The 4,719-nt window shown below is 69.9% G+C and carries 5 protein-coding genes and 1 pseudogene; 4 read left to right on the plus strand and 2 right to left on the minus strand.

Annotated features, from left to right (window positions below; genetic code table 11):
• The 3 genes and pseudogenes from ACOADB_RS12450 to ACOADB_RS12460 form a co-directional block, all read left to right on the plus strand.
• Positions 1 to 436: pseudogene (locus tag ACOADB_RS12450) on the plus strand (deoxyribose-phosphate aldolase); the annotation flags it as partial.
• A gap of 4 nt (positions 437 to 440) precedes the next feature.
• The gene (locus ACOADB_RS12455) at positions 441 to 1,892 is read left to right on the plus strand and encodes an aldehyde dehydrogenase family protein (RefSeq protein ID WP_378598802.1); all 1,452 of its coding nucleotides are present in this window, start codon (positions 441 to 443) and stop codon (positions 1,890 to 1,892) included.
• Positions 1,892 to 2,761 (plus strand): aldehyde dehydrogenase family protein, encoded by an 870-nt coding sequence (locus ACOADB_RS12460; RefSeq protein ID WP_378598805.1) that lies wholly within the window; start codon positions 1,892 to 1,894, stop codon positions 2,759 to 2,761. The genes ACOADB_RS12455 and ACOADB_RS12460 overlap by 1 nt, the downstream gene beginning before the upstream one ends.
• A gap of 59 nt (positions 2,762 to 2,820) precedes the next feature.
• On the opposite strand, the gene ACOADB_RS12465 is transcribed toward ACOADB_RS12460, so the two are convergent.
• Positions 2,821 to 3,618: a GNAT family N-acetyltransferase gene (locus tag ACOADB_RS12465; RefSeq protein ID WP_378598808.1), complete on the minus strand. Its 798-nt coding sequence runs from the start codon at positions 3,616 to 3,618 to the stop codon at positions 2,821 to 2,823.
• 43 nt (positions 3,619 to 3,661) lie between these two features.
• On the minus strand, positions 3,662 to 4,357 hold the full coding sequence (locus ACOADB_RS12470; RefSeq protein ID WP_378598811.1) for a pyridoxamine 5'-phosphate oxidase family protein: 696 nt from the start codon (positions 4,355 to 4,357) through the stop codon (positions 3,662 to 3,664).
• A gap of 70 nt (positions 4,358 to 4,427) precedes the next feature.
• Between ACOADB_RS12470 and ACOADB_RS12475 the strand changes: the two genes are divergently transcribed.
• Positions 4,428 to 4,719, plus strand: a 292-nt coding sequence (locus ACOADB_RS12475) for a GntR family transcriptional regulator (protein ID WP_378598814.1), incomplete at its 3' end; no start/stop codon positions are given.

Below are 4,719 nucleotides of genomic sequence, written 5' to 3' on the forward strand. Positions count from 1 at the left end.
CGACGCGTGCGTGCGGCCGGACGGCACGCACGCCCACCTCAAGGTGATCTTCGAGACCGGCGAGCTGCAGACCTACGACAACGTCCGCCGCGCGTCGTGGCTGGCGATGCTCGCCGGCACCGACTTCATCAAGACCTCCACCGGCAAGGTGCAGCCGGCGGCGACGCTGCCCGTCACGCTCGTGATGCTCGAGGCGGTCCGCGACTTCCGCGAGGCGACGGGCGTGCAGATCGGTGTGAAGCCCGCGGGCGGCATCCGCACGGCCAAGGACGCGATCAAGTACCTCGTGATGGTCAACGAGATCGCCGGCGACGACTGGCTGGACCCGGACTGGTTCCGGTTCGGTGCGTCGACGCTCCTCAACGACCTGCTGATGCAGCGCACCAAGCTGACGACCGGCCGCTACAGCGGTCCCGACTACTTCACCCTGGACTGAGGACATGGCCTTCGAATATGCCCCTGCGCCCGAGTCGCGCAGCATCGTCGACATCAAGGCGTCGTACGGCCTGTTCATCGACGGCGAGTTCGTCGACGGACGCGGCTCGTCGTTCAAGACCATCAACCCGGCCACCGAGGAGACCCTCGCCGAGATCGCCGAGGCCAGTGACGCGGACGTCGACCTCGCCGTGAAGGCCGCGCGGCGCGCGTTCCGCGGGTGGTCGCGGATGTCGGGCAAGGAACGGGCCAAGTACCTCTTCCGGATCGCCCGGATCATTCAGGAGCGCGGCCGCGAGCTGGCCGTCCTGGAGTCCATCGACAACGGCAAGCCGATCAAGGAGAGCCGGGACGTCGACGTACCGATCGTCGCCGCTCACTTCTTCTACTACGCCGGCTGGGCCGACAAGCTGGAGCACGCCGGGCTCGGTGCGAACCCGCAGCCGCTGGGCGTGGCCGGCCAGGTCATCCCGTGGAACTTCCCGCTGCTGATGCTCGCGTGGAAGATCGCGCCGGCGCTCGCGTGCGGCAACACCGTCGTCCTGAAGCCGGCCGAGACCACACCGCTGACGGCCCTGCTGTTCGCCGAGATCTGCCAGCAGGCCGACCTCCCGCCCGGCGTCGTCAACATCGTGACGGGCGCCGGTTCGACCGGCCAGGCGATCGTCAGCCACCCGGACGTCGACAAGGTCGCCTTCACCGGGTCGACCGACGTCGGCAAGGCCATCGCGCGCGCGGTCGCGGGGACCGACAAGAAGGTCACCCTCGAGCTCGGCGGCAAGGCCGCCAACATCGTGTTCGACGACGCGGCCATCGACCAGGCCGTCGAGGGCATCGTCAACGGCATCTTCTTCAACCAGGGCCACGTCTGCTGTGCGGGATCGCGGCTGCTGGTGCAGGAGTCGATCGCTGACGAGGTGCTCACGAAGCTGAAGCGCCGGATGAGCACGCTCCGCGTCGGCGACCCGCTCGACAAGAACACCGACATCGGTGCGATCAACTCCGCCGAGCAGCTCGCGCGGATCCACGAGCTCACCGGCATCGGTGACGCCGAGGGCGCCGACCGCTGGTCGCCGGCCTGCGACCTGCCTTCCTCGGGCTTCTGGTTCGCGCCGACGGTCTTCACCGGCGTCACCCAGGCCCACCGGATCGCCCGCGAGGAGATCTTCGGCCCGGTCCTGTCCGTGCTGACCTTCCGCACTCCGGCCGAGGCCGTCGAGAAGGCCAACAACACGCCGTACGGCCTGTCGGCCGGGGTCTGGACCGAGAAGGGCTCGCGGATCCTGCACATGGCGTCCGAGCTCCGAGCCGGCGTCGTGTGGGCCAACACGTTCAACAAATTCGATCCCGCCAGCCCGTTCGGCGGCTACAAGGAATCGGGCTACGGCCGCGAAGGTGGCCGGCAGGGCCTGGCTGCCTACCTCAAGGCCGAGGACATCTCCGGGGGGAAGCGCTGATGGCACGCATCGACGTCCGCAAGACCTACAAGCTCTACATCGGCGGCGCGTTCCCGCGCTCGGAGTCGGGCTACTCCTACGAAGTGGCCGACAGCAAGGGGAAGTTCGTGGCGAACGCGGCACTGGCGTCGCGCAAGGACGTCCGCGACGCCGTCGTCGCAGCACGCAAGGCGTTCGACGGCTGGTCCTCGCGGACGGCCTACAACCGCGGCCAGGTCGTCTACCGGATCGCCGAGGTGATGGAGGACCGTCGCCCGCAGTTCGAGGAGGCCGTCCGCCAGTCCGAGGGCGCCACGGCTGCTGCCGCGCGCAACCAGGTCGACCAGGCCGTGGACCGCCTCGTCTGGTACGCCGGCTGGGCGGACAAGCTCGCCCAGGTGATCGGCAACGCCAACCCCGTCGCGGGCCCGTTCTTCAACCACACCGCCCCCGAACCGACCGGCGTCGTCGGCGTCCTGGCCCCGCAAGCGTCCTCGCTGCTCGGCCTGGTCTCCGTGATCGCGCCCGTCATCGTCACCGGCAACAGCACGGTGGTCGTGTCGTCGTACGCGCGTCCGCTCCCGGCGGTCACCTTCGCCGAGGTCCTCGCGACCTCCGACGTGCCGGGTGGTGTCATCAACATCCTCACCGGTGACGCGGCCACCCTCGGCCCCTGGCTGGCCTCCCACATGGACGTCAACGCCATCGACCTATCCGGCATCGCCGGTGACGCCGAGCTCGCGACCTCCCTCGAGGTGGCTGCGGCCGACAACCTCAAGCGAGTACGCCGCGCGCCTGCCGCCGAGCCGGACTGGACCGCCGATCCGGGGCTCGCCGGGATGACCGCGTTCGTCGAGGCGAAGACGGTCTGGCACCCGATCGGGATCTGACCTGTTCTCCAGGTTGATTGACATCAATCAACCTGGAGGACACAGGACGTCCGGCGCCGTCAGCTGCGCTGCCAGAGGTACGGCGTGGTGGTGGAGACCTTGACGAAGCCGTACCTCTCGAGGATGGGGCGCGAGTACTCGGTGGAGTCGCTGTTGATGAACGTCTTGCCCTGACGCAGTGCCGACCGCGCCCGCGCTGCCGTCAGTGCCCGGTAGATCCCCTGGCCACGCCACTCCTTGAGTGTCGAGCCGCCCCAGATCCCGGCGAAGTCGGTCCCCGGAACCGGCTCGAGGCGGCCTGCGGAGACGACCCGGCCGCCCGCTTCGGCGACCCACAGCTCCATCCCGTCATCGAGGGACAGTCGGCGGAGCAGCGCCTCAGCCATCTCCACGCCCTCACTGGGCGAGTCGCCGAAGGCCTGCGCACTCATCGCACTCATCGCGAAGACGTCGTCCCGGGCGGTGACCTGTCGCAGCGTCACGCCGTCGGGCAGAGGTACGTCGACCGCCAGGCTCTGTGCCTCGCCGATCATGATGGACTCGGCTTCCTCAGCGACGAACCCGTGATCGACAAGGCACTGGTGCAGTCCCGGCGCCTCGTCGTGCCCCCGGGTCTTCCACTCCACCCGAGTGATCTCGGGATCCGCCCGGTAGTGCGCGAGTGCCGCTTCGACGAGTCGAACGATGCCCGTGGCGTCCGCACCGTCGAGGTCCTGATAGGTGATGAACCCGCGACCACCTGCGAACGTCACCAGCCGCAACGGACCATGCCTCGTCACGGCGACCGCGCTCGGTGTCTCGGCGTCGGTCCGGAGCTGCTCGTCGTACGCCGCGAGGAATCGGCCAGGATCGTCCATGGCAGTCATCCTCGCGGGGCGGGGTCCCCGCAGCCACCGACTTTCACTGACGGGCACGACCGCCGGCAAACGCCACGGCGCGGCGCGCGACATCCTCGGGTACGTCGCCGTGCGAGTCGGCCGAGGACACCGCACCCGACGAGACACGAGCCAGCGGGATGCAGCCACCCCACACGCCGGCTGCCACGTCGTCGGGTTCGTCGACCGGGTCCCCGGCGCGCGCCTTCATCGAGGCCTCGGCAAGCGGGATCGCCAGCACCGCCGTGGCTGCGAGCTCCTTGCGGGTGCTGGGCCGCAGGGTGGCGGACCGGCCGGGGATCATGTGGTCGACGATCAGGTCGAGGGCGTGCTGCCGCTCCTCCTCGTCGTCGACCATCCGCGCCGCTCCGATGACCACTGCCGAGTGGTAGTTCATCGAGTGGTGGAACGCCGAACGGCCGGCCACCAGGCCGTCGACCTCGGTCACCGTGACGCAGACCGTGCCGCCCTGCGCCTGCCGCAACCACCCCGCCGCGACGGACCCGTGCACGTAGAGCGTCCCGCCTGCATCCGGTCCGGAGACGTCGATCGCATAGGCGGCGGGGAGCACCAGCGGGTGGTCGCCGACGGTCACCCCGAGGTGGGCCACCAGACCGTCGGCGAGGAAGCGGTGCAGCTCGGCGCGGTCGGACACCATCCGGTTGCGACCTCGGGTGATGGTCGTTCGGGGCGTCGGCGACAGGGGCGCTTCGGTGCTCATGCCTCTAGACTCGTGCGCAAGTGGCCTGCACACACGGGCCAATCACGCACCACTACGGCAGGACACTCGCATGGCAGCCACCCTCGCCGTCGTCCTGGACCGGGACGACCGACGACCCCTCGGCGGACAGCTCGCCGACCAGATCCGCCGCCAGGTCACCGACGGTCGCCTCGCCGCAGGCGACCGGCTGCCCAGCAGCCGCGCCCTGGCCACCGAGCTCGGCGTCGCCCGCGCGGTCACCGAAGTGGCCTACGGACAGCTCGTCGCCGAGGGCTGGCTCGAGGGCCGCCACGGCTCCGGCACCTTCGTGTCCGCGAGCGCCCCGGCCACCCCGTCCCCCAGCCGCACGCGACGACGAGCCC

The organism is Nocardioides sp. CPCC 206348 (genome assembly GCF_048654705.1).
Taxonomy (GTDB): Bacteria; Actinomycetota; Actinomycetes; order Propionibacteriales; family Nocardioidaceae; genus Nocardioides.

What these genes read in the sequence shown, in the direction of transcription:
- ACOADB_RS12455 (WP_378598802.1), top strand. Translation starts at nt 441, where the DNA reads ATGGCCTTCGAATATGCCCCTGCGCCCGAGTCGCGCAGCATCGTCGAC.
- ACOADB_RS12460 (WP_378598805.1), top strand. Translation starts at nt 1,892, where the DNA reads ATGGCACGCATCGACGTCCGCAAGACCTACAAGCTCTACATCGGCGGC.
- ACOADB_RS12465 (WP_378598808.1), bottom strand. Translation starts at nt 3,618, where the DNA reads ATGGACGATCCTGGCCGATTCCTCGCGGCGTACGACGAGCAGCTCCGG.
- ACOADB_RS12470 (WP_378598811.1), bottom strand. Translation starts at nt 4,357, where the DNA reads ATGAGCACCGAAGCGCCCCTGTCGCCGACGCCCCGAACGACCATCACC.